The organism is Curtobacterium sp. MCLR17_036 (assembly GCF_003234445.2).
Lineage (GTDB): Bacteria > Actinomycetota > Actinomycetes > Actinomycetales > Microbacteriaceae > Curtobacterium.
Window position 1 is genome coordinate 2,880,058 of sequence record NZ_CP126269.1, and the last position, 25,182, is coordinate 2,905,239.

A 25,182-nucleotide genomic window follows, 5' to 3' on the forward strand; every position below is an offset into this window, starting at 1 on the left:
GTCGAGCGCACGGTCAGCTCCGCCCCGCCACGGTCCAGAGGACGGCGGAGAGCCCGAGCAGGCCGAAGCCGATCCCGAAGCGTGCCGGCCGTCGTGCCCGGAACCGCCGCGGCGTGAAGAGCGCGACGAAGAGCACGATGCCGCCGACGAGCGCGACCACCGAGGCCGTCGTGGAGAGGAGCTGGTTCACATCGCCGACCGTAGGTGTGCGGACGTGTCCGGACGGGTGTCCGGACCGCTCTCCGGACAACCCCGGACAGCGGTCGACCGGTCAGTCGGTGAGGGGCGCCCCGGTCGAGGTCGCCGACCGCCGCTCGAGCAGCACGAGGAGCCCGAACGCCGCGAAGGTGGTCAGGACCTTGTCGACGACGGACGCCCCGAGGTTCGCCAGGGCGACCGCCGCCCACGGTCCGTCCCCGGCCGCCGACAACACGTCGATGTACGCCTGGGTGCCGTGCGTCACGGTGGCCTGGTACGCGAGCACCGTCACCGGAGTCGCCACGGCGGTGCACCCGACGGCCACCACGAGGCCGAGCACGAGCAGCCGCCACGGCGACCGCTGCAGGCTCCACTGCCGGACGCCCACTCCCCAGAGCACCCCGGCCACGGCGCCGACGAGCGCGAACCAGAACGAGGTGGGCCCGTGCGCGAGCTGGTTGAGGAGCACCGCTCCGGCACCGACCCCGGCACCGATCCACGGGCCGAGTCGGAGGGCGACGACGGCGGTGCCGATCGTGTCGAGCCAGATCGGCAGGTGGAACTGTCCCGAGACGCTGGCACCGAAGAGGTCGATTCCGACGGCAGCGGCGACGAGCAGCGCGAGGGAACCGGCGTCGGGACGGTGACCGGCCCCGGTCGGCCACCAGCGGCGGACCGACGCGACCGCCGTGGGGACCGAGCCGGTCCGCGGAGCCGCCCCGGGCCTCCCGATCGGCCGCTCGTCGGTCTCCGGACGGGCGGCCGGAGCCGAACCGACCGTGGGTCCGGCGGTCCACGTCGCCGGAGCCGCCCCGTCTGCCGCGACCACCGGCGAGCGCGCCGCGCGCTCCCACGCCTCGACGTCACCGTCCGCGACGCCGAGGACACGGACGACCTCACCGACGAGCACGGCGTTCAGCCGGGTGCGTCCCGGGCGGAAGACGTCGTAGACCGTGGACCGCGCGATCCGCGCTGCCCCCTCCTGCGTACCGGCGGCGAGCCGGCGAGCGGTGATCCGTGCGGCGATGTCGCCGTACGAGGGATCGCCGGCGGTGTGTCGCAACCGCTGCAGGCGGTCTGCGAACGCCTCCGTGGTCGCCGGTCCGACCTGCTGTTCCCGCGTGCTCACGTACTGACTCTCCCCCGGTGATCCGGGGAACCAACATACCGAGGCGGACTCGGTCCGGCTGGCACCCGAAGGGGGGACCACGACGGTGCTCGACGCCGTCGGGTTCGTCGGGGCCCGACCGTTGCGCCGTGTGTCCGTTCCCCTCGCAGCCGTCAGGGGTCGGAGTTATGGTGTGCGGCATGGCCCCCGTCCTGACCTCGCCGCTCGTGTCGACGCAGTGGCTCGCAGACCACCTCGGTGCTGACGAGCTCATCGTGCTCGACGCCTCGGTGCACACGGACGGTGCCGGGCGTGGGACGACCTGGCACAGCGCGCGGGACGCCCACGAGCAGCGTGGCCACGTACCGGGAGCGCGGTACGCCGACCTCATCCGGGCGTTCTCGACGCCGGACGCCGACCTCCCCTTCACCCGACCCGACGCCGACCGGTTCGAGGCCGCGGCCGCAGCCCTCGGCGTGACCGACACCGCCACCGTCGTGGTCTACGACGACGGGAGCGGTGAGTGGTCCGCACGGCTCTGGTGGATCTTCCGCTCGTTCGGCTTCGACGCCGTCGCGGTCCTCGACGGCGGGTTCGCCAAGTGGCGTGACGAGGGGCGTCCGGTGCGGGTCGGTGCCCTCCACGCCTCCCCGGAGGACTCCGCCCTGCCGCACCGCGCGTTCCTGGCGGGCCAGGAGCGTCCGCTCTGGGCAGACCGCGACCGGGTCCTGCGGGCCGTGTCCGGCGACGAGCCCGCGTCACTGGTCCTGGCGGCGCCCGCGTCGGCGCTCGGCGACGACCACCCGCCGCTCGTGCCGGGCAGCACCTCGGTGGCGGCGGACTCGCTGCTCGACCCGGACACCGGCACGTACCTGCGCGGGTCCGCCCTGGCGCGAGCGTTCGCCGACGTGATCGGCGACGACGAGATCGTCACCTACTGCGGGGTCGGCAGCGCCGCGTGCGTCGACGCGCTCGCGCTGACGGTGCTGGGGCACGACCGGGTGCGGGTGTACGACGGGTCGCTGGCCGACTGGTGGCGGCACGAGCCCGAGGCGCTCGCGTCCTGACCCGGCGGCGAGCGGGCCGACCGGGCCGGCGGCCGACCGGGCCGACCGACCGACCCGGCAGCCGACCGGGCCGACGGCGGCCCCGTCCGAGCGACTACCCGGCCGACCCGGCCGACCGCTGCCCGGCGCCCGACGAGACCGCCCCGGCAGACCCGGCACGTGCGACCGCCCCGGCACGGCTAGCGTGGGCACATGAGCAGCAGACGCGCGGTCGTCCTCGGCGGTACCGGCGGGATCGGTTCGGCCGTCGCGCGTGAGCTCCTCGACGTCTCCGGCCGCGGCGGTGACGACTGGCAGGTCGACGTCCTCGCCCGACGCGGTGGCCCCGCCGCCGACGCCCTGACCGCACGCGGCGTGACCTTCACCGCGGGCGACCGGCGCGACACGAGCACCCTGCGCGACCTGCTGCGCCCGGGAGCGGACCTGGTGGTCGACACGGTCGGCCTGACCCGTGACGACGCCGTGCAGCTCCTGCCGTTCCTCGACGACGTCGGGTCCTCGGTGTTCGTCTCGTCGCGCTCCGTCTACGTCGACGAGCAGGGCCGGCACGCGAACTCCCTCGACAAGCCGGTGTTCGGCGGGGCCGTCACCGAGCTCCAGCCCACGGTGACCGCGGGTGACGGCGACCCGACGAGTCGTGACGGCTACGGTGCGGCGAAGGTCGCCGCGGAGCAGGTCCTGCTCGACCACGGCGCCCCGGTGACGGTGCTGCGTCCGTCGAAGGTGTACGGCGTGGGCATCGGCCGACCGCGGGAGTGGTTCGTCGTCCGCCGGGTCCTCGACGGCCGCGAGCGCGTCCTGCTCGCCGACGCCGGCCGCAGCGTCGACCACACGACCGCCGCGAGCGGCATCGGCTCGCTCGTCCGCCTGGTCGCCGACGCGCCGGACCGCCGCATCCTCAACGTGGCGGACGACACCGCCCCGAACGCGCTCGAGATCGTCCGGACGATCGCCGCACACCTGGACCACCGGTTCGACGAGGTCCTGCTCGACCAGGACGCGCCGGCGTTCGTCGGCACCACGCCGTGGTCGTCGCCGTCGCCGTTCGTCCTGGACACCACCGCCGCCCGGGCCACGGGGTGGCAGCCGCCGACGTTCGCGTCCGCCGTCCTGCCGGAGCTCGACTGGCTCGTCGAGACCGCCCACGCGGTCCCGGCGGGCAGCGACGTGCCGTGGGCCGCCGACCCGTTCTGGGACCGCATGTTCGACTACGGCCCCGAGGACGCCGCGCTCGCACTGCTCTCCCTCGGCCTGGGCTGACCGTGGCCGACGTCGCGCCCGGCCGCCCCGAGGTCCTGTTCATCGGCGGGCGCTCGGGTGTCGGCAAGTCGGCGGCGGCCGAGGCCCTGCACGACCTGCTCGTCGGCGCCGACGTGCACCACGCGGTGATCGAGGGCGACGTCCTCGACCTCGCCCACCCGGCGCCGCACGTCGCACACCCCGAGGTCCGCCTCGCCGAGCGGAACCTCGCCCTGCTCTGGTCGGCGTACCGGGACCTCGGGCACCACCGGTTGGTGTTCACGAACACGGTGTCCGTGCTCGAACAGGACCGGCTGGCCGCCGCCGTCGGCGACGACCCCGTGGTCACCGCCGTCCTGCTCCGGGCAGGTGACGACGTCGCCGCCGAGCGGCTGGGCCGTCGGTCCGGCGGCGTGGTCCCGTCGGCGCAGCTCGCGCACAGCACGCGGACGGCCAGGAGGCTCGACACGGCCACCCCGGACGCCGTCACCCGGGTGGACACGGACGGCCGGACGCCCGAGCAGGTCGCGCGGCACCTCGCGTCGCTCACGGGGTGGCTACCCGCCTGATCCCCGCTGGTCCCTGTGGACGGGCGGCAACCGTCCACAGATCCTCCGAGACGGCGACCCACCCAGTCGGGACGGGGCACGCTGGGAGCCATGAACGACAACCGACTCGGCACCTCGGTCAGCCCGTACCTGCGGATGCACGCCGACAACCCGGTGGACTGGCGCGAGTGGGGGCCGGACGCCTTCGCCGAGGCCCGCCGCCGCGACGTCCCCGTCCTGGTCTCCGTCGGGTACGCCACCTGCCACTGGTGCCACGTCATGGCTCGCGAGAGCTTCGCCGACCCCGAGGTCGGCGAGCTGCTCCGCCGCGACTTCGTCGCCGTCAAGGTCGACCGGCAGGAGAACCCCGACGTCGACGCCAGCCTGATGGCCGCGGCGAGCGCGTTCACCCAGCAACTCGGGTGGCCGCTGACCACGTTCCTGACGCCCGACGGGCACGTGTTCTTCGCCGGCACCTACTACCCGCCCACCCCCGTCGGCCAGGTCCCGGCGTTCCGGCAGATCCTGGCGGCGGTGCTCGACGCGTGGACGGAGCGCCGGCACGAGGTCGACGCGAACGCGGCGGCGATCGCGACCGCGATCCGGCAGGGAGCCGAGTCGGACGCAGCCGCCCTGGTCGGCGACGGACCCACCGGGGGCGACCCGCGCCTCCCGTCCGTCGACCGGGTCCGCGCCGTCACCGGCCAGCTCCTGCGTTCCGAGGACACCACGTACGGCGGTTTCGGCGGCGCGCCGAAGTTCCCCGGGGCACCGCTGCTCGAGTTCCTCGGCGACGCGGCAGCCGACGGCGACGCCCAGGCCGCCGGGCTGCTCGACCGGTCGCTGGCGGCGATCCGCGGTTCCGAGCTCACCGACGCCGACGGCGGTGTCTTCCGGTACGCGACCCGGCGTGACTGGAGCGTGCCGCACTACGAGCGGATGCTGTACGACAACGCGGGGCTGCTCGCGGTCGCCGGTGCCGAGCAGGCCCGGGGCATCGCGGACTTCCTCCGCGACACGCTGCGCCGCGAGGACGGGGCGTTCGTCGCGGCGCAGGACAGCGAGTCGACGATCGACGGACGGCGGGTCGAGGGCGAGTGGTACCGACGTCCGCTCGCCGAACGCGCGCTGCTCGATCCCCCACCCCTCGACGACCAGGTCCTGACCGGGTGGAACGGCCTGGCGATCCGGGGGCTCGCGATCGCCGGCGCCCGCCACGGCGACGACGAGATGGTCGACCTCGCCCGCGGTGCCGCCGACGCCGTCCTGCGGGCCCACGTCCGCGACGGCCACGTCGTCGTCCGGTCGAGCACCTCGCGGGGGGCGTCGGTCGCGCCGCCGACCGTCGAGGACGTCGGGCTCCTGGCCGAGGGGCTGCTCGAACTCGCCCTCGTCACCGGGGACGCCGGACTCGCCGTCGCGGCGAGGTCACTGGTGGACGACGGCGTCGCGGGGCGCTTCGACGTGGACCCCGTCCTGGCGGCCGCGGGCACCGCGACCGGCGAGCAGCCGCAGACCGCGGTGCGGTCCGGCACGGTGGCGTTGGCCGCCGCTGCGGCGACCCTCGCGGCACTGACCGGCGACGACGGGTACCGCGTCGCCGCGACCCGTCTCGTCGCCGACCGTGCCGTGACCGGGACCGAACGGCCACTCGGCCACGCCGATGCCCTCGGCGTCGCCCTCGCGCTGCAGCGGCCGTCGCGCGAGGTCGTCGTCGTCGCGTCCGACCCGCACGACCCGCTGCGCGACGCCGTCCGGGGCGCTCTCCGGCCGGGGACCGTCGTCGCACGGGTGACCCCGGAGCAGGCGAGCGACTGGTCGGCGGCGGGCTTCGCACTGTTCGACGAGCGGGCGTCGCTCGACCCCGCGGCCTTCGTCTGCCACGACCGCGTGTGCGCGCTGCCCGCCCGGTCGGTCACGGAACTCGCCGCGCAGACCGTGTGACGGTATCCTGGAATGCTCATGTCTTCCTCGCCGCTCGTCATCACCTACCCGCCGGAGCTGCCGGTCTCGCAGCGACGGGACGACATCGCGGCCGCCATCCGCGACAACCAGGTGGTCATCGTCGCCGGGGCCACCGGGTCCGGCAAGACGACCCAGCTGCCGAAGATCTGCCTCGAGCTCGGACGCGAGCACATCGGCCACACACAGCCCCGCCGGATCGCCGCACGCACCATCGCCGAGCGGGTGTCCGAGGAGCTCGGCGGCGAGCTGGGCGACCTCGTGGGCTACCAGGTGCGGTTCACCGACAAGGTGTCGTCGAACACCCGGGTGAAGCTGATGACCGACGGCATCCTGCTCAACGAGATCCACTTCGACCGCGACCTGGAGCGCTACGACACGATCATCATCGACGAGGCCCACGAGCGCTCGCTGACGATCGACTTCCTGCTCGGGTACCTGAAGCGCCTGCTCCCCCGCCGTCCTGACCTCAAGCTCATCATCACGAGTGCGACGATCGACCCGCAGTCCTTCTCGGAGCACTTCGGCGGCGCCCCGATCATCGAGGTCTCCGGCCGCACCTACCCGGTCGAGGTCCGCTACCGGCCGCTCGTCGCCGAGGACCCGAAGGACGCCGACGGCTCCGGTGGCTCCGGTGGCTCCGACGACGAGGACGACCCCCGCACCGACGACAGCGGCGGCGGCCGGACGCCCGACGACCGCGACGTCATGCAGGGCATCACGGACGCGCTCGACGAGCTGGATCGCGAGGCCCCCGGCGACGTCCTGGTGTTCCTGTCCGGCGAGAACGAGATCCGCGACGCGCAGGACGCCATCGAGGGCAAGCGCTACCCGGGCACCGAGGTCCTGCCGCTCTACGGCCGGCTGTCCGCCGCCGACCAGCACCGGGTGTTCGAGCGCCGCAGCACCCCGGGCGTCCGCCGTCGGGTCGTCCTGGCGACCAACGTGGCGGAGACGAGCCTGACGGTCCCCGGCATCAAGTACGTCGTCGACACCGGCACGGCCCGCATCTCGCGGTACTCGCCGCGGGCGAAGGTGCAGCGGCTGCCGATCGAGGCGATCAGCCAGGCGAGCGCGAACCAGCGGTCCGGGCGTGCCGGGCGCACGAGCGACGGCATCGCGATCCGGCTCTACTCCGAGGACGACTTCGGCCGCCGGCCCGAGTACACGGACCCGGAGATCCTCCGCACGAACCTCGCCGCGGTGATCCTGCAGATGATCTCCCTGGGCTTCGGCGACATCGAGTCGTTCCCCTTCCTGCAGCCGCCGGACTCCCGCGGTGTGAAGGACGGCCTCGACCTGCTCCGCGAGCTCCGCGCCGTCGACACCGACGGTCGGATCACGAAGTCCGGCCGGCAGCTGACACGTCTGCCGATCGACCCCCGGCTCGGACGGATGGTGCTCGAGGCCGGGCGCCAGGGGGTCGGCCGCGAGGTCATCGCGGTCGTCAGTGCCCTGAGCATCCAGGACCCGCGCGAGCGTCCCCTCGAGAAGCGTGCGCACGCCGACCAGCTGCACGCCCGCTTCGCCGACCCCACCAGCGACTTCCTCACGCTGCTCAACCTGTGGAACCACATCGAGGACAAGCAGGAGGAGCTCTCGTCGAGCGCCTTCCGCCGCCTGTGCAAGGCCGAGTTCCTCAACCACCTGCGCATCCGCGAGTGGCAGGACCTGTACCGGCAGCTCTCCCGCGCCGCGAAGCAGGTCGACGTCCGGGTCGGGCAGTCCCGCTCCGACGACGGCGATGCGGTGCACCGTTCGCTGTTGTCCGGCCTGCTCAGCCAGATCGGTCTGCGCGACCGTGAGAAGCGCGACTACCTCGGGTCCCGGAACACCCGCTTCGTGGTCTTCCCGGGCAGCGTGCTGGCGAAGAAGCAGCCGGACGCCGTGATGGCCGCCGAGCTCGTCGAGACCAGCCGGCTGTTCGCCCGCACCGTCGGTCGGATCGACCCCGCGTGGGTCGAGCCCCTCGCCGGCGACCTGCTGAAGCGCACGTACGGCGAACCCCACTGGGAGAAGAAGCAGGGCGCCGCGGTCGCGTACGAACGGGTGACGCTGTTCGGCGTCCCCATCGTGCAGCGTCGTCGGGTGCAGTACGCCCGCATCGACCCGGAGCACTCCCGCGAGCTCTTCATCCGGCACGCCCTGGTCGAGGGCGAGTGGGACTCCCAGCAGGCGTTCGACCGCGCCAACCGGAAGCTCCGCAAGGAACTCGAGCAGCTCGAGGAGCGCACCCGGCGCCGCGACATCCTGCTCGACGACGAGAACGTCTACGAGTTCTACGACGCCCGCGTCCCCGCCGACGTCGCGACCACCCGCGCCTTCGAGGGCTGGTGGCGTCAGGCGCGACGCGACCAGCCGGACCTGCTCACGATGCAGCGGTCCGACCTGCTCGACGAGGACGCCGCCGAGGCCGCGCAGGACCAGCAGGAGTACCCGACCCAGTGGCGGAGCGGCGACCAGCGGCTCGCCATCCGGTACCGCTTCGAGCCGGGAGCCCAGGACGACGGGGTCAGCGTCCAGGTGCCGCTCGCGCTGCTCCCCCGGATGCGCGAGGAGGGCTTCGACTGGCAGGTGCGCGGCCTGCGCAAGGAGCTCGTCACCGCGCTCATCAAGTCGCTGCCGAAGCAGATCCGCAAGAACGTCGTGCCCGCGGCGGACTGGGCCGAGAAGATCGTGGCCGAGCTGCCCGACGACGCCCCCACCGAGCCGACGGAGTCCTTCCGCGCCACCCTCGCCAAGGCCATCCAGCGGATGACCTACGTGCCGGTGTCCGAGTCGGACTTCGACCTGAGCCGGGTCCCCGCACACCTGCTGCCCACGTGGGCGGTCGTCGACGAACGCGGCCGTCGGGTCGAGGCCGGCAAGGACCTGTCGGCACTGCAGACCAAGCTGAAGGACCGCACCCAGGAGAGCGTCGCCCGGGCGACGCAGGAACGTGGGCGGAACCGATCGGGAGGCCCGGCGCAGGTCGCCGACGCCACCGCCGGTCGGACGGTGGAGCGTTCCGGTCTCACCACGTGGCCGACGGACGACCTGCCGCAGACCCTCGACACGAAGCAGGCGGGCGGCGTGATCCGCGCCTACCCGGCGCTGGTGGAGGAGGGCTCGGGGCCGAAGGCGACGGTCGGCGTGCAGCTGCTCGCGACCCCGGCGGACCGCCAGGTCCGGATGCCCGCCGGGGTGCGGCGGCTCGTGATGCTCGCGGTGCCCTCGCCGGTGTCGTACATCCAGTCGCACCTGACCGCGCAGGAGAAGCTCGCGCTCGCCGCGAGCCCGTACCCGTCGACGGCGGCGCTGTTCGACGACGTGCTCGCGGCCGTGGTGGACGCCGGCATCCGTCGCGCGCACCCGGACGGCCTGGTGTTCACGAAGGCGGGGTTCGAGGCCGTCCGTGACGCCGTGTCCGCCACGGTCGTCGACACGATGTTCGCGGCCGTCTCCGAGCTCGCCGCCGTGTTCGCCGCGCAGCGGTCCGCGGAGCGCGCGCTCAAGCAGGCGAACTCGATGTCGCTGCTCGGCGCCCTGACGGACATGCGCCAGCAGGTGGAACGCCTCGTGTACCCGGGCTTCGTCTCGGACGCGGGGCTCGACCGGCTCCGGCGGGTCCGGGTGTACCTGCAGGGCGTCGAGGCACGCGTCCAGAAGCTCCTGCAGAACCCCGGTCGCGACGCGACGTGGATGCGCGAGGTCACCGTCGCGACCGACCGGTACGTCGACGCCGGTGGGAGCTTCCCACCCGCCGTCGGAGCCCACCCGGAGCTCGTGCACGCCCGGTGGATGCTCGAGGAGTTCCGGCTGAGCCTGTTCGCGCAGGAGCTCGGCACCGCCGAGACGGTCTCGTTGCAGCGGATCACGAAGGCCCTGGCAGCGGCGCGCTGACGAGGCTAGCGTGTCGGCCATGATCGGCACACTCGACGTCGTCGTCCTGGACTGCTCCGACACCCGCGCCCTCGCCCGCTTCTACGCCGAGCTGCTCGGCGGGGAGATCGTCGAGTTCGAGGAGGACTGGGCAGAGGTCGCGCTCCCCTTCACCGACCACCGTCCGATCCTCGCGTTCCAACGGGTCGACGAGTACCGCGCGCCCGAGTGGCCGGGCCAGGCGGTCCCGCAGCAGAGCCACCTCGACGTGAAGGTCGACGACCTCGACGCGGGCGAGACCGCGGTCCTGGCGATCGGGGCGACGGCGACGGGCTCCGGGACGGCGACGTTCCGGGTGTACCTCGACCCGGCCGGTCACCCGTTCTGCCTCGTGCACCCGACGGACTGAGCGGCTGCGGCACCGGGCGGCCATGCTGGTCCGATGACCCCGTCCGACGCACACCTCGAACCGATCGACACGGACCGCTGGGCCCGGCGTGAGCACTTCGAGCACTACCGGCGGCGCGTGCCCTGCTCGTACGAGATGACGGTCGATCTCGACGCCACCCGGTTCGTCGAGGCGGTCCGTCGTGCCGGTGTGCGGACCTACCCCGCGCAGCTCTGGGCGATCAGCACCGTCGTGAACCGGCACCCGGAGTTCCGGATGCAGCTCCTGCCGGACGGGTCCCCCGCGGTGTGGGACGTGGTCCACCCGGAGTTCACCGTGTTCCACCCGGAGCCCGAGACGTTCTCGGGGTTGGTGGTCCGCCACGACGCCGACTTCCGCCGGTTCCACGACGACGCCGTCGCGACCATCGCCGAGCACCGGCACGACACCCGCATGTTCCCGCAGCAGGACCGCCCGCGGAACGTGTTCGACGTGTCGAGCCTGCCCTGGACGGCGTTCACCGGCTTCGCCCTGCACATCGCCGACGGGTGGGACCACCTGCTGCCGATCATCACGCTCGGTCGGTACCGCACCGTCGACGACCGGGTCCTGCTGCCGATGGCCCTGCAGGTCAACCACGCCGCCGCCGACGGCTTCCACGCGGCCCGTCTCGTGCGCGAGGTCGAGGAACTCCTCGGGGAGCCGGGCTGGATCGCCCCCTGATCCGGGGGCACGACCGGCCCCGGACACCCCTCGGCCGAGGGATGCACGGACCTGTCTGCCCGCGCTCTGGGGGACACGGCGTGGCCTGAGCGTGCCTACAGTCGCGTGCAGGACTGAATACCACTCAGTACGCAGCGCCCATCCCCGGGGGCGCTGCTCCGTGCGCCGGCCAGTGGGTGGCGCGCGGTGCCCCTGACCCGACCCGGGCCTCTCGGAGGTACAGCACAGCCATGTCCAAGCACGTCGTCGCGACCACCGCTGGTCGCAAGCGGTTCAGCCCGCTCGTCATCGGCGCGGGGATCGCAGCTGCCATCGCCCTGTCCATGTCCTTCTCGGGCACCCTCTCGGCGTACACCGCGAGCTTCCTGCACCCGAACAACACCGTCTCGACCGCGTCGATCGACGTCGCCGAGACGAACGAGGCCGGGTCGAGCACCACCTGCACCACCGATGCCTCCGGTTCCGCCACGTGCTCGACGCCCAACCTGTACAGCGGGCAGACCCTGCGCCCCGGCGACAGCAAGACCACGAACGTGACCTTCAAGAACAGCGGCAAGGCGGAGCCGAAGCAGATGACGCTGACCGGCGGCTCCTGCGCCACCACCCCGTCGGGGAACAGCGTCGACCTGTGCCAGAAGGTGATCGTGACCATGAAGTGGTTGGACGCCGACGTGCTGCCCGACGCGACGACCCCGGCGAGCCTCGCCGGTACGTCGACCACCATCCCGTACCCGCTGCAGCCGTCCGAGGTGCGGACCGCGAAGATCACCGTCACACTGCCGGCGAACTCGGCCAACAACACCGCCGGCCTCTCGCTCTCCCAGCCCCTCACCTGGACCTTCACCGCCTGAGCGGGACGGTCGGCGACCGGCGTCGTCGATCCCTGACAGCCGATGAGCACGAGCAGCCTCCAGAGCCCCGGGACCGTCGTCGTCGACGGCCCCGGGGTCGCCGTGCTGCCCGCGCGCGGTCGTCGCCGTGGGCGGGGCACCGGCGTCTCGGTCCGGGTCGGGGTGGTCCTGCTGCTCGTCGCGCTCGTGGTGGGCGCCCTGACGATCGCAGCCCTGTCGGGTGTGCGGGTGTTCGACGTCCGCACGCCGTCGATGGGCACCGCGGCGCCCGTCGGCAGCCTCGTCGTCACCCGGCCGGCGACGGCGGGCGACCTCGCGGTGGGCGAGGTCATCACCTTCCGTCCGGGAGCGGGCGGCGACCGGTACACGCACCGGATCGACGCGTCGGGGCCGTCGGGCATCCGGACCAAGGGCGACGTGAACGGCTCGCCCGACGCCTGGCTCCTCGACCCCTCCGACACCGTCGGCCGGGTCGTCGCCGTCCTGCCGGTCGTCGGGTGGGCGGGCCGTGCGCTCCCCTGGATCGTCGCCGCGGTGGCCCTCGTGTGGTTCGCCACCGGTTTCCTCGCCCCGGGCGACCTCCGGTCGGCGCTGCGGCTGTTCGGTGCCGCGCTGTCGGTCGCGGTGGTGGGCGCGGTCCTGCGGCCGTTCGTGGCGCTCCAGCTGCTCGGCACCTCGGCCGACGCGGGCGACGGCGTCGCACGGGTCGTGTCGACGGGTGTGCTCCCGATCCGTGTAACGGTCACCGACGGCGGGTCCGCACACCTGCTGAGCGGCGGGACCGCCGAGCTCGCCGTGCCGGGCGACACGGACGGCGTCTTCCACGTCGCGTCGCGGCTCGACCTGTCCGTGACCGGGTGGGCCGTCCTCGGGCTCGTCTGCGCCGTCCCGGTCGTCGTCGCGTTCGTCGTCGGCCGGACGACCGCGCCGCTGGTCGACGCCGGCGCGTCCGCCGCCCCGGCCGCGGAGGACGCACGGTGAGCGCGACGGTCCCGCGACCCGCGGGGACGCGGCGTCCGTGGCGGTCCCTGGTCGTGGCCCTGATCGCTGTCGGGGTCGTCGTCGCCGGTCTGTTCCCGACCACCGACGGTGCCTACACGGCGACCTTCGCGCACCCGACGAACTCCGTGGCGAGCGCGTCGAGCTACAACCGCACCACGTTCCCGTACCGCGACTCGTTCGCCGGCGGCCAGGCCGGTTGGACCACCTACAACGGCTGCTGGGCGACCACGACGACCTTCGGGTACGGCAAGTTCATCGAGTCCTGCGGCGGCACCGACGGCCCGAAGGCCGTGACGGGCAACCCGGAGTGGACGGACTACACGATGCAGGGCGACGTGCAGGTGAACGAGGGCAACCAGGCCGGTCTGCTCGTCCGGGTGACGTCGCCCGCTGCCGGCACCGACGCGATGAACGCGTACTACGCCGCGATCGACCTGTCGACGAACGCACTGTTCATCGGTCGGATGCGCAACGGCAGCTACTCGCCGTCGCTGGCGCGCACCACGATCCCCGGCGACCTGCGGCGCGGGCAGTTCTACCACCTGGTCGTCCAGGCGTCCGGGTGCACGATCATGGCCTGGCAGACCACCGTCGGCGCGAACGACTGGACCCGCGCCACCTACACGGACTCCTCGGACACGTGCCTGACCGCCGGTGCGATCGGCTTGCGGAACCAGGACAGCAAGGCGGGCTACCGGTTCGTGACCGCGACCCAGGGGGCTCCGAAGCCGTCGGTGACCCCCTCCCCGTACAACTCGACCTTCGCGACCGCCTCGTTCAACGACGGTTCGGCGGCCGCGACGTACGGCGGCTCGTGGACCTTCGACCAGCAGCAGGAGACGATCCTCGACACCGCCGACCAGAACGTCGGCGACAAGCAGGTGCTGAACCGCTCGTGGGGCGACATGACGCTGACCGGCGACGTGCGCCTGATGCGGGAACCGACCGCCGCCACCGACGCCGGGTTCATCACGCGGGTGAACGACGCCGGAGCGGGCACGGACGCGTTCCGCGGGTTCTCCGCCGGCATCAGCGGCACGAGCCTCGTCGTCGGGCAGCACGACGCCGGTCGCTGGGTGCCCGGGGCGTCGACGGCCCTGCCCCGTCCGGCCCGGCTCGGCGAGTGGTGGCACGTGACGGTGGCGGTCGTCGGCTGCGTGGTCACCGCCACCGCATCGCCGTCGGCCGGTGGCACCGTCGTGCAGGCGAGCGCCGACTTCGGCTCCTGCAGCACGACGAGCGGCGCGGTCGGCGTCCGCGAGCACGCCGTCGAGGCGCAGTGGCGCAACCTGGCGGTCACCCCGCGCTGACGCGCTCGCCCGCCGCTGACGCGCTCGCCCGCCGCCGACGCGCTCGCCCGCCCGCCCGCCCGCCGCTGACGCTCCTGGGCCCGCACCGCAGCGTCGGGTGGTGACCGGCAGACGGACGGGAGGCACGTGACCGGCCCGCCCCGTGCCTCCCGACCGGAAGCAGGTCGCGAAAGCGACAGTCTGCCGCCGACGATCCACAGGAATCTGTCGCTTTCGCAGAAAGGATCCACGGCCGCCCGTGCTCGGTCAGGAGGAGCGCGCCGCCAGCGCCTGCTGGTACTCCCGGCGGACGGCGTCGCCGCCCCGGCGACGCCACTCGCGCACGACGGACCGCCACGACGACACTTTCGCCCTCCCGAGCAGCACGTCGTTGATCGCGTTCGTCGCGAAGGTGCCGAGTGCCGGACCCTTCGTCGAGTTCGTCGGCGAGTACAGGCCGTACGCGGGGTTGGCGAGCCCCCGGTCCACCCACGACGCGAGCGAGTCGTGCACGGTGTCGGTCATCTCCGGGTGCCCCGCGTAGAACAGCGGCAGCGGGCACTCGGTGAAGTACTGCAGCGGGAACTCACCGAGCGCGGTCTCGCTGTTGCCGGTCTTCGTCAGGACGGGGGCGCCGTCCCGGTACTCGAAGTCGCGACCCTCGATGCCGAACTTGCGGTAGGTCCAAGCCTCGGTGCCGAAGGGCGACGCGCACCAGTCGAGCACCTCGAGCAGCATCCGCACGCGTTCCTCGGAGCCGGCGGCGACGGCGCTGATGGTGTTGTTCGGGTCGCCGAGCCACGGCTCCGGCTCGGATCCGGCCGGACCGACGAACGGCGCGATCGTCAGCTCGAAGCCGCTGCCGGGCGTCGCCTGCTGCAGCAGCCCCGGGATGGCGGTGTAGGTGTCGCAGAGCATGAGCGCCGAGCCCTGCACGAACCAGACCTTGCCGTTGTAGGCCGTGATGCTGTCCGGGTGGACGAGGTCCTCGGCGACGAGCTTCCGCGACACCTCGAGCAGGTCCTGGTACTCGTCGAGCTCGTACATGTGGGTGAAGCGCCCGCCCTCCTGCCGCCACTGGTTCGGCAGGCCGAACATCGGCGCGAGGGCGTTGGTCGGGACGGAGGCCAGCGCCCAGCGGTTGCGGTGCGGGTCGGAGACCTCGCGGCAGAGCTGCACGAACTCGTCGACGGACGAGAACGACGGGTCGACGCCGAGCTGCGCGAACAGGTCCTGGCGGCGGGACAGCGCCTGCGACGCGAGCGGTCCGCGCGGGACCGGGACGCCGTAGATGCCGCCGGAGAACACCGTGCCCCGCCACGACGCCGTCGGCAGGTTCGCCAGGTACGGGTAGTCGCGCACCCCGCTGCCCGACAGGTACGGGCTGAGGTCCGCCGCCTTCGCCTCGAGGAACTGCGGCAGGTACGGGAACGACCCGAACACGGTGAAGACGTCGCCGAGGGTGTCGCCGGCGACCTGGGTGGCGAACTTGTTGCCGAAGTCGGCGTTCGGGGTGATGGTGAGGTCGAGGTCGATCCCCATCCGCTCGTCGAGGCCCTGCCAGTACGGGTTCGAGCCCTTCGACGGCGGCACGGGCGAGTTCGTGGGGACGCTGCCGTGCACGGTCGATCCGTCCCCGGGCACGCCGTCGGTGGGCACGAGCGTCGCCGGGATCCGCCGGAACGCGCTCGGCATGAGCGGGCTGGTCTGCGGCAGCGCCGGTCGCGGACCGCCGGTCCACGGCACGTGGTCCGGCAGGGTGACCGCGCGGTTGATGGCGGTGACGTCGGTCGAGCGGGTCACGGTGGAGCAGCCGGCCAGGAGGCCCGTGGCCGCGACCCCGAGACCGCCTGCGATGAGCGCGCGGCGGGTGATGCCGTTGGTGGTCACGTCGGTCAGCCCTTCACCGCGCCGGTCAGGACACCCTTGGCGAAGTGCCGCTGCAGGAACGGGTAGACGATGAGGATGGGCACGATCGAGACGACGAGGATCGCCATCTGGATCGACGCCTGCGGGGGCAACGCGTCGGAGGAGGCGCCGAGGTCGGAGCCGCCGAGCTGCGCGTTGTTGATGACGTAGGTCCGGAGCACGAGCTGCAGGGGCCACTTCGCGGTGTCGTTGATGTAGAGCAGGGCGTTGAAGAACGCGTTCCAGTACCCGACCGCGTAGAACAGGCCGATGACCGCGAGCACGGCCTTCGACAACGGCAGCACGATGCGCCAGAACACCGCGAAGTCGCCGGCGCCGTCGATGCGGGCCGACTCGAGCAGCTCCTGCGGGATCGCCATGAAGAAGGACCGCATCACGATGACGTTGAACGCGCTGAGGGCCGTCGGCAGGATGAGCGCCCAGTACGAGTCGAGCAGGCCGAACTGCTTGACGACGAGGTAGTTCGGGATGAGCCCCGGTGCGAACAGCAGGCTGACGAGCACCAGGCCGAGCACGACGCCCGAGCCGTACGAGCCGGGGCGGCTGAGCGCGTAGGCGAGCATCGCGGTGACGAACAGGCTGACCAGCGTGCCGACCGTCGTGATGCCGATGCTCACGACCAGTGCGCGGGTGACGACCCCGCCGGCGAAGATGCTCTCGTAGGCACCGAGGTCGAGGCCCTCCGGCCACATCACGAAGCCGCCGGCGTCGTTCACCTGCGCGGTCGGGGCCAGGCTCGTCGAGACGATGCCGACGAACGGCAGGATGACGACGAGGCAGATGACGAACAGGACGGTGCCGGTGAGCAGGCGGCCGGGCAGCGGTGCGGCGTCCGGCCCGCCGCGCTTCCGCTTCCGCTGCCCGGGGACGGTCACCGTGTGCGTGGCGGTCATCGCGTTTCCTTCCGGTAGACGCCCGCTTCGCCGAAGACGTGCGCCAGCTTGTTGGCGCCGAGCACGAGCAGCACGCCCACGACGCCCTTGACGAGTCCGACGGCGGCGGCGACGCCCCACTGGCCGCCGAGCACGCCGTTGTTGTAGACGTAGGTGTCGAGGACCTCGCTGGCGGCACGGCCGACGGCCTGCTGCTGCAGGATGATCTGCTCGAAACCCACCGTGAGCGAGTCCCCGAGGCGCAGGATGAGCAGCAGGACGATGATCCCGCGCATGCCCGGCAGCGTGACGTGCCAGAGCTGCCGCCAGCGGCTCGCGCCGTCCACCTTCGCCGCCTCGTACAGGCTCGCGTCGATCGAGCTGAGGACGGCGAGGAACAGGATCGTCGCCCAGCCGGTGTCCTTCCAGATCACCTGGCTCGTGAGCAGGGCGATGAACCCGTCGGGGTTGCCGAGGAAGTCGATCGCGTCGCCGCCGGCCGCCCGGATCGCGTTGTTCACGAGGCCGGAACCGCCGAGGATCTGCTGGAACACCGCGACGACGATCACCCAGGACAGGAAGTGCGGCAGGTACAGGATCGACTGCACGACGCCCTTGACCCGCTCGGACAGCAGCGAGTTGAGCATGAGCGCCAGGACGATCGGTGCCGGGAACACGAAGACGACCTGCACGAGGGTGATGACGAGCGTGTTCCGCAGCGCCCCGAGGAACTCGGCGTCGCCGTCGAACACCACCGAGAAGTTCTCGAACCCGACCCAGGGGCTGCGGCCGAGCGGGACGAACGGCAGGTACTCCTGGAACGCGATGAGGTTGCCGAGCAGTGGCAGGTAGTGGAAGCCGAGCAGCAGCGCGAGGCCGGGCAGCCCCATCAACAGCAGGACCCGGTCGCGTCGGATCCGCTGCCACGTGGTGCGGCGGCGGAGCCCGGGGTCCGGGGGTGGTGCGGTCTGCGCGGTGGTGGTCGCGCGGTCGTCGAGTATCGTCACTCGGGGCCTCCTCCGTTGGATTCCTGGAGCGACCCTGGCGGACCCGGTTACAACGTGGCAATCCGTTGCCAACTGTTTCCATGGTTGTCACGCTCCAGTGAGCGCACACCTGCTCCGCAGGGCGGTCCGGGTGCGCGGCGACCGTCGCTGCGCGCTTCGTGAGCAGCAACGGTCGGGTCGTCCGAGGGGACTCGACCGTTGCTGCTCACGAACCGCGCGGAGCGCACCCGCTGCACCCGCGACCGGCAGCGGCGCTACGCTCGACCCGATGCGCGCAACCGTGCGGGACGTGGCCGCCCTCGCCGGGGTGTCGCCGAAGACCGTCTCCAACGTCATCAACGGCGGGGTCGCGGTGCGCCCGGAGACCCGGGAGCGCGTCGAGCAGGCACTCGCCCAACTCGACTACGTCCCGAACCTGTCCGCCCGCGGTCTGCGCAACGGCCGCTCGGGTGCCATCGCCCTGACCCTGCCGGAGATGGGCAGCGCCTACTCCGCCGAACTCGCCCAGCTGTTCGTCGAGCTCGCCCGGGACCGCGGGTGGGTCGTGCAGCTCGACCAGACCGGCAACGACCCGGCCCGTGAGCGCGACCTGGTGTCCCGGGCCCGCGCCCACCTGGTCGACGGGCTCGTGCTCAACCCGGTGTCGTTGAGCGGCAGCGTGCTCGCCTCGACCGAGGGGCTCCCTCCGACCGTCGTCATCGGCGAGGTCGAACCCGAACACGTCGACCAGGTGCACGTCGACAGCCGAGCGGCCGCCGCACAGGTCACCGAGCACCTGCTCGCCGCGGGCCACCGCCGCATCGCGATCGTCGGGGCGCCCCGGGCGTCCGCACCGACCGCCACCGGGGAACTGCGGGAGCAGGGCCACCTCGAGGCCCTGCGCGCCGCCGGCGTCGACCCCGACCCGTCGCTCCGCGTGCCGCTGCCGGCGTGGACGACCAGCGCGGCGGCGACGGCCTTCGCGTCCTGGCTCGACGCGCACCCGCTCCCCGACGCCGTCTTCGCGTTCACGGACTCGATCGCGTTCGGGGTGCTGCACGTGCTCGCGGCGCGGGGCGTCCGCGTACCCGAGGACGTCAGCGTCATCGGGTTCGACGACATCGACGGCGCGGCGTACGCGATCCCGGCGCTGAGCACGGTGTCGTTCGACCGGCGGGCGTTCGCGACCGCGGCCCTCGACCTGCTGACCCGACGCATCGAGGACCGGGGCCGGCCGCCCGAGACCGTGGTGGTGCCGCACCGCATCGTCGAGCGCGCGAGCGTCGCGGCCCGGTGAACGGCTCCGGCCGCTGATCGGCGTACGCTCCGCGGCATGACCAGCGAAGACGCCTCGATGCCGACGCTCGCCGCGACCGTCCTGCAGTCCCCGGAGCCGATCGCCCTCGCCCGGTTCTACGGCGCCCTGACCGGGTGGACCGTCCACGAGGACGGCCCCACCTGGGCCCGCATCCGCCCCGCCGAGGGCCCCGGTCTCTCCGTGCAGTACGAGTCCGGGTACGTCGCCCCGACCTGGCCCGGTACGCCCGGTGCCCCCGGTATGCAACTGCACCTCGACTTCCAGGTCGAGGACCTGCCGGCAGCCGTCGCGCGCGCCGAGGAGCTCGGTGCGACGCAGGCCGCGTTCCAGCCGCAGGACGACGTCCGGGTGCCGCTCGATCCCGACGGGCACCCGTTCTGCCTGTTCCTGCCCGGGGCCTGACCTGGGCCAGACCTGGGCACGCGACGCCCCGGGGCCGGCGTCGGCGACGGTCCGCGGACCCGCCGGCGCAGGGCCGGTCGTTCAGGCCGGGTCCCGGTCCGGTGCCGCGACGCCCGGGTCGGCAGCCGACAGCACCGCGGACCGCGTCCGCGCGTCGCCGAGGATCCGGAAGTGGCCGCCGACCGGCAGCCGCACGTTCGTCGCGCCCGCGAGCTCGCTGCCCTCCGGGATGAGCGTGTCGAAGACCCCGTAGACCGAGGTGATCCGCGCGTTCGCGTCGAGCTCCCGGGCCAGGGCGGCGAGCACGGGGTCCGTCGCCCGGAACGCCCGCAGGTGCCGCACCGGCGCGAGGCGGGCCCAGCCCGACCCGCCGAACGGTGTCGAGACCGCGACCATGCGGTCGATGCGGGCGTGGTCGTCGAGTCGCGTCATCGCGTACTTGCCGATGAGGCCGCCCTTGCTGTGCGCGAGGACGAGCACCTCCCGCAGGTCGTGCTCGCGCAGGTACCCCATGACCTCGTCCGACGACTCGGGCACGGGGCGCAGGTTGTGCCGCAGCACGGGCAGCACGTGCACCGGGTGCCCGCGGTCGTGCAGGGCGTCCATGAGCGGCCGCATGAAGTGCCAGGTCTCGTAGACGCCCGGGATCACGACGACGGGCTGGCCGTCACCGGTCCGGTAGTCGTCGGTCGTGGTCGGCCCGAGGCTCCGGACCTGCCAGACGACCGCGTACCACCAGTCGAGCACCGCCCACCGTGCGCGTCGCAGCAGCGGCACACGGTCGGCGGAGCGGAGCACCTCGGTCACCGCAGACCCTCGCGGGCCTGGGCGCGTCGGAACTCGCCGAGCAGCCGGGCGAAGGCGACGGGCTGTCGCTCCTGCACGTGGTGGGCGCCGGCGAGCTCGACGAACGCGCCGACGGGCGCTGCCGCGGCGATGCCGGCGGACCAGCCGTGCCGAGCGATCGGGTCGAGCGAGCCGCGGACGACCAGGACCGGCTGGCGGACCTCGGTGATGGTGTCCTCCATCCGGTAGCGCAGCATCGGCGCGAGCTCGGGCACGTACTGGCGCACGCTCCGCAGGTAGTCGGTGGTCAGCACGGCGTTCATCCGCGGCCCCTCGACGAGCGAGTCACGGGCCAGGTCGAGCGCCTGCAGCAGCAGCGACCGCCGGTCGGACGCCACCACGGGGCTGACGAGCACGATCGAACCGACGGCGTCGGGGTGCCGGCGGGCGGCCTCGACCGCGATCTGCGTCCCCAGGGACTGCCCGACGACCACGAGGTCGTCCGCGCCGCGCGACCGGACGGCGGCGACGACGAGGTCGGCGAGTTCCGCGGCCGACAGCGCCCGACCGGCGCCGGGCACCCCGCCGAAGCCGGGCAGGTCGACGCTCACGGTGCGGTGGGTCGCGGCGAGTGCGCGCTGCGACCGCCCGAAGGACCGGTGCGACATCCCGATGCCGTGCACGAGCACGACGGTGGGGGCCAGGTCGGCCCGGACCCGACCGGCGGGAGCCGCGGTGTGCAGGCGCACGGCGAGGCCGTCGATCCGGACGGTCTCCACCTTGGCGCGCACGGACCGAGGCTACGCGACCGTCCGCAGCACCTGGTCAGCGTCCTCGCGGACCGGGACGACCGGGAGGACCGGGCGTACGATCCGCACCATGCGCACGGTCACCGCGGGACTCTTCACCTCGGTCGACGGGGTCGTGCAGGACCCGTTCCGGTTCCAGTACGACAGCTTCGACGACGAGCTCGGTGCGGGCATGGGCGCCTTCATGGCTCGTACCGACACCGTCCTGCTCGGCAGGAACAGCTACCTCGAGTGGGCCGAGTGGTGGCCGGCGCACCCGGACGTCCCGTTCGGGCAGTGGATCAACCCGATCGAGAAGCACGTGGCGTCCACGACGCTGGGCGACGACCTGACGTGGCAGAACGCCACCAGGATCCCGGGTGACCTCGACACGTTCGTCCGCGACCTCCGGCAGCGCGACGGCGCCGACGTCGCGGTGTGCGGCAGCGTCACGGTGGTGCGGCACCTGCTGTTCGCCGGCCTGCTGGACGAGCTGCAGCTGATGGTGCACCCCGCGGTCGCCGGTGCCGGGCGCCGGCTGTTCGAGCCGACCGACCCGCCCACGCGGCTGCGGCTGGTCGACAGCACCGTGACGAGCAAGGGGAACGTCGTGAGCACCTACGCCAGGCGCGACGCCTGACGGAGCCGACCCGTGCCTCCCGGTCGGGGGTGGACCGGAGCGCGCCGCAGCCCGCGTACCCTCGTGGGTGACCCACTCGCCGAGGAAAGCCGGAACCAGCATGCCCCAGGACACCCGCCCGCACGTCGTCATCGTCGGCGGAGGATTCGCCGGTGTCGCCGCCATGCGGGAGCTCGCCGACGCACCGGTCCGGGTGACGCTCGTCGACCGGCACGTCTACAACATGTTCCAGCCCCTCATGTACCAGGTGGCGACGGGCGGGCTGAACGCCGGTGACGTGACGTACTTCCTGCGGAGCCTGCGTGCCCGACAGGCCAACGCGGAGTTCCGCCACGGTCTGCTCACCGGCATCCGCGCCGAGGAGCGCATCGCCGAGATGTCCGACGGCGAGCACCTGCAGTACGACTACCTGGTGCTCGCGAACGGGGTGAACACGAGCTACTTTGGCACCCCCGGCGCGTACGAGTACGCCTACTCGATGTACTCCCGCTCGCAGGCGCTCCGGATCCGCGACGAGCTGTTCACCCGCCTCGAAGAGGCAGCGGCGAACCAGGGCCCGGACGAGATCCGCATCGTCATCGTCGGCGGCGGTGCCACCGGCGTCGAGATGGCCGGCGCCCTCGCCGAGCTCCGCGACCAGGCGCTGGTCGGCGCGTACCCGGAGATCGAACGCGGCAACATCTCGATCACCCTCGTGCACCGTGGTGGCGAGCTCCTCAAGCCGTTCGCTCCGCGCCTGCGCCGGTACGCGGCGAAGGTCCTGCGGAAGCGCGGTGTCGTGCTCCGGCTGGACACCGGCGTCGCCGAGGTCCAGCGCGACGGCGTGACCACCGCCGACGGCGAGTTCATCCCCGCTTCGCAGGTGATCTGGGCGACCGGCGTCGCCGCCCACAAGGAGGTCTCCGGCTGGGGCATGCCCCAGACCCACGGCGGCCGCATCAAGGTGGGCGACGACCTCGCGGTGCAGGGCGTCGACCGGGTGTTCTCCGCCGGGGACATCGCCGCGCAGGACGACGCGCTCGCCCAGCTGGCCCAGCCCGCGCTGCAGGGCGGCAAGCACGTCGCGAAGCAGATCAAGCGCCTGCTCGAGGGCAAGCCCACCGAGCACTTCACCTACTTCGACAAGGGCACGATGGCGACGATCGGCACGAACGCCGCGGTCGCCCAGCTCCGTGGCGGCATCACGATGGTCGGGCCGGTCGCGTGGCTCGCCTGGGTGGCGGTGCACATCGCCTCGCTGCTCGGCAACGGCAACCGGCTGTCGACGCTGTCGCACTTCTTCGTCCGCTACCTGTGGTTCATGCGGAAGCGGGCGATCCCGATCGTCGGCGACGTCCGCCCGGTGCGTCCGAACGGCGACCGCGAGCCCGAGCCCTGGCAGATGCAGAAGGCCGAGTAGCAGGGCGCGCTCCGCCTGCTCGCTCGGTGAGCAGGAACGGTCGGGTCCGACGACGGCACCCGACCGTTCCTGCTCACCATGCGCGTCGGTCCGGACCGGCGACGGACGGGAGGCCCGTGACGGCGCCGCCACGGGCCTCCCGTCCGTCGGCTGGTCGCCCCGGCTACGCGACCGGCGCGGCGGAGTAGGCCCCGGCGGCGATGTCCTCGAGCAGGCCGGGCCCCGTCGGCTCCCAACCGAGGAGCGCACGGGTGGCCTCGGACGTCGCGGACATCTCCATGCCGAAGAACCGCGCGATGAACCCGAAGTGCGCGTCCGCGTCCGCCGGGTCGATCGAGGTGACCGGCAAGCCGAGCGCCTCGCCGACGGCCTCGGCGATCTGCCGGGTCGGGATCGCGGTCTCGGCGACGGCGTGCAGGCGCGTGCCGGCCGGCGCCTGCTCGAGGCCGAGACGGACGACCCGTGCGGCGTCCGTGACGTGCACGGCGGCCCACTCGTTCGTGCCGTCGCCGATGTACCCGGACACGCCGGAGCGCCGTGCCGCCGCGACGATCTCGGCGATGAAGCCGTGGTCGCCGGTGCCGTGCGTGGTCGGGCTGAAGCGTGCCGCGATCGAGCGGACGCCCTGGTCGACGAAGTCGAACCCGCGGTTCTCGCTGCCGCCGCGCATGGTGTCCGGCCCGACGAACGGGTTGGCGTCCGCCTCGGTCGACGGACGCCCCTGGGCGAGCCCCGCGACGCCCGACGCCACGACCAGCGGCCGGTCGGTGCCGACGAGGGCGCCGGCGAGGGCCTCGACGGCCGCGCGTTCGGCGGCGTTCGTGCCGACCGGGTCCGACCAGTCGTGCTTGTTGGCGAGGTGCAGGACGCCGTCGGCGGCTGCGGCGGCCCCGGCGAGGACGTCGAGGTCGTCGAGGCCGCCCCGCACGACCGTGACGCCCTTCGCCTCGAGCGCGGAGGCCGAGGCGTCGGATCGGGCGAGGCCGCTGGCGGTGTGGCCGGCGGCGAGCAGGTCGTCGACGGTGTGCGAGCCGATCCAGCCGGAGGCCCCGGTGACGAACACGTGCATGAGTGCTTCCCTTCACAGGTGTCCACAACGGTGATGTCATGAACTGACGTCACCGTAGCACTCCATGTCAGCCGCTGTCATCAGTAGACTCTCGCCATGGTCAGGTGGCAACCCGGAACGCGCGAACGACTGCAGGCCGTCGCGCTGCAGCTCTTCACGAGCGAGGGCTACGACGCGACCACCGTCGCCCGGATCGCCGCCGAGGCCGAGGTCACGGAGCGCACGTTCTTCCGGCACTTCGCCGACAAGCCCGAGGTGCTCTTCGCCGGACAGGAGGGCTTCCTCGGCATGTTCAGCGACGCCGTCCGCGCGGCGCCGGACGGCACGGCACCGTTCGCCCTGGTCCGCCTGGCCCTCGAGGGCTCCGTCGGCTTCTTCCCCGAGGAGCGTCGGGCCTGGTCGCGGGCACGGCAGGTCGTCATCGACGCGACCCCCGCCCTCGGCGAGCGCGAACTCGGCAAGCTCGCGACCCTGACGACCCGGTTGGGCGAGCTCCTGCGGGAACGCGGCGTGGCCGAGCCGACCGCCACGATGGCCGCGGAGACCGCCGTCACCGTCTTCCACCTGTCGTTCGCGCAGTGGATCGCCCCGGACGAGGCCCGGCCGTTCCGCACGCTCGTGCACGAACGGCTCGACGCGCTGACCGCCATGGTGCAGTCGGCGGGCTGAGGCCGCGCGGCGCGGGCTCGCGGCGCGCGGCGCCGGGAGCGCGAGCGGGCGCGCCCGGCGCGGACGCTCCGTGAGCAGGAACGGTCGG

23 protein-coding genes are annotated in these 25,182 nt (G+C 72.9%); 15 read left to right on the top strand and 8 right to left on the bottom strand.

The window, feature by feature from the left end; translation table 11 throughout:
• Positions 1-13: 13 nt before the first annotated feature.
• Both DEI99_RS13510 and DEI99_RS13515 read right to left on the bottom strand, forming a co-directional pair.
• Positions 14-190, bottom strand: coding sequence for a hypothetical protein (locus tag DEI99_RS13510; RefSeq protein WP_181434475.1), 177 nt, complete (start codon positions 188-190; stop codon positions 14-16).
• 81 nt (positions 191-271) lie between these two features.
• Entirely contained in the window at positions 272-1,327 is a 1,056-nt protein-coding gene (locus DEI99_RS13515) for a serine/threonine-protein kinase (protein WP_146247130.1), read from the bottom strand.
• A 179-nt stretch (positions 1,328-1,506) separates the two neighbouring features.
• Here DEI99_RS13515 and DEI99_RS13520 point away from each other — a divergent pair, with 179 nt between their 5' ends.
• The 10 genes from DEI99_RS13520 to DEI99_RS13565 all read left to right on the top strand — a co-directional run bounded on the left by DEI99_RS13520 (position 1,507) and on the right by DEI99_RS13565 (position 14,257).
• On the top strand, positions 1,507-2,373 hold the full coding sequence (locus DEI99_RS13520; protein ID WP_181434474.1) for a sulfurtransferase: 867 nt from the start codon (positions 1,507-1,509) through the stop codon (positions 2,371-2,373).
• Positions 2,374-2,565: 192 nt separating this feature from the next.
• Positions 2,566-3,633: an NAD-dependent epimerase/dehydratase family protein gene (locus DEI99_RS13525; protein ID WP_111042085.1), complete on the top strand. Its 1,068-nt coding sequence runs from the start codon at positions 2,566-2,568 to the stop codon at positions 3,631-3,633.
• A gap of 2 nt (positions 3,634-3,635) precedes the next feature.
• Positions 3,636-4,181: a nucleoside/nucleotide kinase family protein gene (locus DEI99_RS13530; RefSeq protein ID WP_111042084.1), complete on the top strand. Its 546-nt coding sequence runs from the start codon at positions 3,636-3,638 to the stop codon at positions 4,179-4,181.
• 90 nt (positions 4,182-4,271) lie between these two features.
• Positions 4,272-6,104, top strand: a complete 1,833-nt coding sequence (locus DEI99_RS13535) for a thioredoxin domain-containing protein (RefSeq protein ID WP_111042083.1) — start codon at positions 4,272-4,274, stop codon at positions 6,102-6,104.
• Positions 6,105-6,122: 18 nt separating this feature from the next.
• Entirely contained in the window at positions 6,123-10,004 is a 3,882-nt protein-coding gene (gene hrpA, locus DEI99_RS13540) for an ATP-dependent RNA helicase HrpA (RefSeq protein WP_111042106.1), read from the top strand.
• A gap of 19 nt (positions 10,005-10,023) precedes the next feature.
• Positions 10,024-10,392, top strand: coding sequence for a VOC family protein (locus tag DEI99_RS13545; protein WP_083420952.1), 369 nt, complete (start codon positions 10,024-10,026; stop codon positions 10,390-10,392).
• A gap of 33 nt (positions 10,393-10,425) precedes the next feature.
• Positions 10,426-11,094: a CatA-like O-acetyltransferase gene (locus DEI99_RS13550; protein ID WP_111042082.1), complete on the top strand. Its 669-nt coding sequence runs from the start codon at positions 10,426-10,428 to the stop codon at positions 11,092-11,094.
• Between the two features lie 230 nt (positions 11,095-11,324).
• Positions 11,325-11,945: a hypothetical protein gene (locus tag DEI99_RS13555; RefSeq protein WP_111042081.1), complete on the top strand. Its 621-nt coding sequence runs from the start codon at positions 11,325-11,327 to the stop codon at positions 11,943-11,945.
• Positions 11,946-11,987: 42 nt separating this feature from the next.
• On the top strand, positions 11,988-12,926 hold the full coding sequence (locus tag DEI99_RS13560) for a S24/S26 family peptidase (protein ID WP_146247128.1): 939 nt from the start codon (positions 11,988-11,990) through the stop codon (positions 12,924-12,926).
• A gap of 53 nt (positions 12,927-12,979) precedes the next feature.
• Positions 12,980-14,257 carry a 3-keto-alpha-glucoside-1,2-lyase-like domain-containing protein gene (locus tag DEI99_RS13565; protein WP_146247127.1) on the top strand — a complete coding sequence of 426 codons (1,278 nt, stop codon included), beginning with the start codon at positions 12,980-12,982 and terminating at the stop codon, positions 14,255-14,257.
• 246 nt (positions 14,258-14,503) lie between these two features.
• On the opposite strand, the gene DEI99_RS13570 is transcribed toward DEI99_RS13565, so the two are convergent.
• Genes DEI99_RS13570 through DEI99_RS13580 form a run of 3 tightly spaced genes read right to left on the bottom strand, consistent with a single transcriptional unit; the run spans position 14,504 to position 18,044 of the window.
• Positions 14,504-16,126: a type 2 periplasmic-binding domain-containing protein gene (locus tag DEI99_RS13570; protein ID WP_111042565.1), complete on the bottom strand. Its 1,623-nt coding sequence runs from the start codon at positions 16,124-16,126 to the stop codon at positions 14,504-14,506.
• Between the two features lie 5 nt (positions 16,127-16,131).
• Positions 16,132-17,058, bottom strand: a complete 927-nt coding sequence (locus tag DEI99_RS13575) for a carbohydrate ABC transporter permease (protein WP_111042564.1) — start codon at positions 17,056-17,058, stop codon at positions 16,132-16,134.
• Positions 17,055-18,044, bottom strand: coding sequence for an ABC transporter permease (locus DEI99_RS13580; RefSeq protein WP_258369538.1), 990 nt, complete (start codon positions 18,042-18,044; stop codon positions 17,055-17,057). The genes DEI99_RS13575 and DEI99_RS13580 overlap by 4 nt, the downstream gene beginning before the upstream one ends.
• Before the next feature lie 268 nt (positions 18,045-18,312).
• Between DEI99_RS13580 and DEI99_RS13585 the strand changes: the two genes are divergently transcribed.
• Both DEI99_RS13585 and DEI99_RS13590 read left to right on the top strand, forming a co-directional pair.
• Entirely contained in the window at positions 18,313-19,320 is a 1,008-nt protein-coding gene (locus DEI99_RS13585; RefSeq protein WP_071260501.1) for a LacI family DNA-binding transcriptional regulator, read from the top strand.
• A 36-nt stretch (positions 19,321-19,356) separates the two neighbouring features.
• The gene (locus tag DEI99_RS13590) at positions 19,357-19,743 is read left to right on the top strand and encodes a VOC family protein (RefSeq protein ID WP_258369537.1); all 387 of its coding nucleotides are present in this window, start codon (positions 19,357-19,359) and stop codon (positions 19,741-19,743) included.
• Between the two features lie 81 nt (positions 19,744-19,824).
• On the opposite strand, the gene DEI99_RS13595 is transcribed toward DEI99_RS13590, so the two are convergent.
• Both DEI99_RS13595 and DEI99_RS13600 read right to left on the bottom strand, forming a co-directional pair.
• Positions 19,825-20,550, bottom strand: coding sequence for an esterase/lipase family protein (locus tag DEI99_RS13595; protein WP_258369536.1), 726 nt, complete (start codon positions 20,548-20,550; stop codon positions 19,825-19,827).
• Positions 20,547-21,320, bottom strand: a complete 774-nt coding sequence (locus DEI99_RS13600; protein WP_111042563.1) for an alpha/beta fold hydrolase — start codon at positions 21,318-21,320, stop codon at positions 20,547-20,549. Before DEI99_RS13600 ends, DEI99_RS13595 begins: the two co-directional genes overlap by 4 nt.
• A gap of 88 nt (positions 21,321-21,408) precedes the next feature.
• Between DEI99_RS13600 and DEI99_RS13605 the strand changes: the two genes are divergently transcribed.
• Positions 21,409-21,957 carry a dihydrofolate reductase family protein gene (locus DEI99_RS13605; protein WP_111042562.1) on the top strand — a complete coding sequence of 183 codons (549 nt, stop codon included), beginning with the start codon at positions 21,409-21,411 and terminating at the stop codon, positions 21,955-21,957.
• A 100-nt stretch (positions 21,958-22,057) separates the two neighbouring features.
• Positions 22,058-23,356 (top strand): NAD(P)/FAD-dependent oxidoreductase, encoded by a 1,299-nt coding sequence (locus DEI99_RS13610; RefSeq protein WP_111042561.1) that lies wholly within the window; start codon positions 22,058-22,060, stop codon positions 23,354-23,356.
• Positions 23,357-23,519: 163 nt separating this feature from the next.
• Here DEI99_RS13610 and DEI99_RS13615 read toward each other — a convergent pair whose 3' ends face one another.
• Positions 23,520-24,425: an NAD-dependent epimerase/dehydratase family protein gene (locus tag DEI99_RS13615; RefSeq protein WP_111042560.1), complete on the bottom strand. Its 906-nt coding sequence runs from the start codon at positions 24,423-24,425 to the stop codon at positions 23,520-23,522.
• A 96-nt stretch (positions 24,426-24,521) separates the two neighbouring features.
• Between DEI99_RS13615 and DEI99_RS13620 the strand changes: the two genes are divergently transcribed.
• On the top strand, positions 24,522-25,094 hold the full coding sequence (locus tag DEI99_RS13620) for a TetR/AcrR family transcriptional regulator (RefSeq protein ID WP_111042559.1): 573 nt from the start codon (positions 24,522-24,524) through the stop codon (positions 25,092-25,094).
• Positions 25,095-25,182 lie beyond the last annotated feature (88 nt).